Annotated in this window: 2 protein-coding genes; both read left to right on the top strand. The window is 60.8% G+C overall.

Going from position 1 to position 1300, the window contains the following annotated elements; translation table 11 throughout:
• The first annotated feature begins 296 nt into the window (after positions 1-296).
• Complete coding sequence (locus tag IVB36_RS00635; protein WP_247390228.1) at positions 297-521, top strand: hypothetical protein; 225 nt, start codon at positions 297-299, stop codon at positions 519-521.
• A 105-nt stretch (positions 522-626) separates the two neighbouring features.
• Complete coding sequence (locus IVB36_RS00640; RefSeq protein ID WP_247390229.1) at positions 627-1082, top strand: hypothetical protein; 456 nt, start codon at positions 627-629, stop codon at positions 1080-1082.
• The last annotated feature ends 218 nt before the right edge of the window (positions 1083-1300 follow it).

Here is a 1300-nt window from a genome sequence, read left to right on the forward strand (position 1 = left end):
GCGCAGCCCTGCCCGACGATCGATCAATGCTTAGTGGCGGACTCGCCTGGCTGGAGGTTGAGTGCGCCCGCTGCAAGACACGCGAGCCTGCCAGTCGACGTCATACATCGGCATAAGCACACGCGGCTCTGGAGTTTAGGCGCTTTTTCCTGCCTCGATCAGCCTCGAACTTTCGGCGATCGGACTCATTTGCCGACGGCGCCTTCGCGCGCAGCGCTGGGCCCGAGCGCACAGGCTAAAACTGTGCTAAACAACGAAAGTCAGCACCGTCGTCAAGGGTTCATATGGAGCACCAAATGGCTTCCACGCGGGACGACAGCGTCGCGGAACGGCAGATCGCGGAGGAGCTTTCGCACCTGACGCGCAAGGCGGAAGACGGTCCCTCGGTCCAGCCGACCATGGAGACGTCTCGCGCACCGGCAACGAACCATCAACCGACGAAACAGCCCCACGTGGCCTTCGTCTGCTCTCTGTTGGCTGTGTCCTTTGCTGCTTGGTGGTGGTGGTCGTCCTCCGCATAACCGGCGATGAGGGCCCCTTCGGACCCTGCACCCCTAACGCGGGGCCCCCGAGACGCTGCGGCGCCGAAAGACGCGGCGCCGTCTGCAATCGACCTGGTTTCCGACTTGACGCAGCAGCTGCAGTCGATGACGCGCGATCTCGCTGCCTTGAGGCAAGCAGTCGAACAGCTTAACGTGACGCAAGAGAAATTGGTCCACGACAATGAAAATGTCGCGCGCCAACTCAAGACAGGCCAGGAAGAACTCGCACGTAACAGCCGTGTCATCGACGATGTCAAAGGGATCCAGATCCAGATGGCACGCGAAAGTCAAACGCTCACCGATCGCCTCAACGCAAACCAGGAGCAACTCGCCCGCGCCACGGCGAACGCCTCAGCACCAAAGGAGATGATGCCTGAAGTTACGAACGCGATCCCAGAAAAGCCACAGGTCATGCAGGAAGTACCCTTGCCGCGTCCACGGCAGTCGGCCAATGTTGCCCAGGCGCCAAAGCCGGCGCCAATTGCCAGACCGCAAGCTATAAAACCGCAACCGTCGTTATCATGGCCATGGTCGCGCTAAGCTGCGACCGACCTGCTCCTGCGGCCGAAACTAAAGCTATGGAGACGGGCGCCGTTGACTGCGGCTCCTATTCAGACTTTCGGATCTGGCCCGCTGTCGCCCCGCGGTCCCTTTCGCTACGTAATCGCCCTCCCGTAGACCTTGTAAACCCGCGAAATCATCAGGATGATCGGCGAGTCGTAGCATCGCTCGCGAGGCCTTCATGCGAAAATGCGAAG

Source organism: Bradyrhizobium sp. 35 (genome assembly GCF_023073215.1).
Classification (GTDB): domain Bacteria; phylum Pseudomonadota; class Alphaproteobacteria; order Rhizobiales; family Xanthobacteraceae; genus Bradyrhizobium; species Bradyrhizobium canariense_D.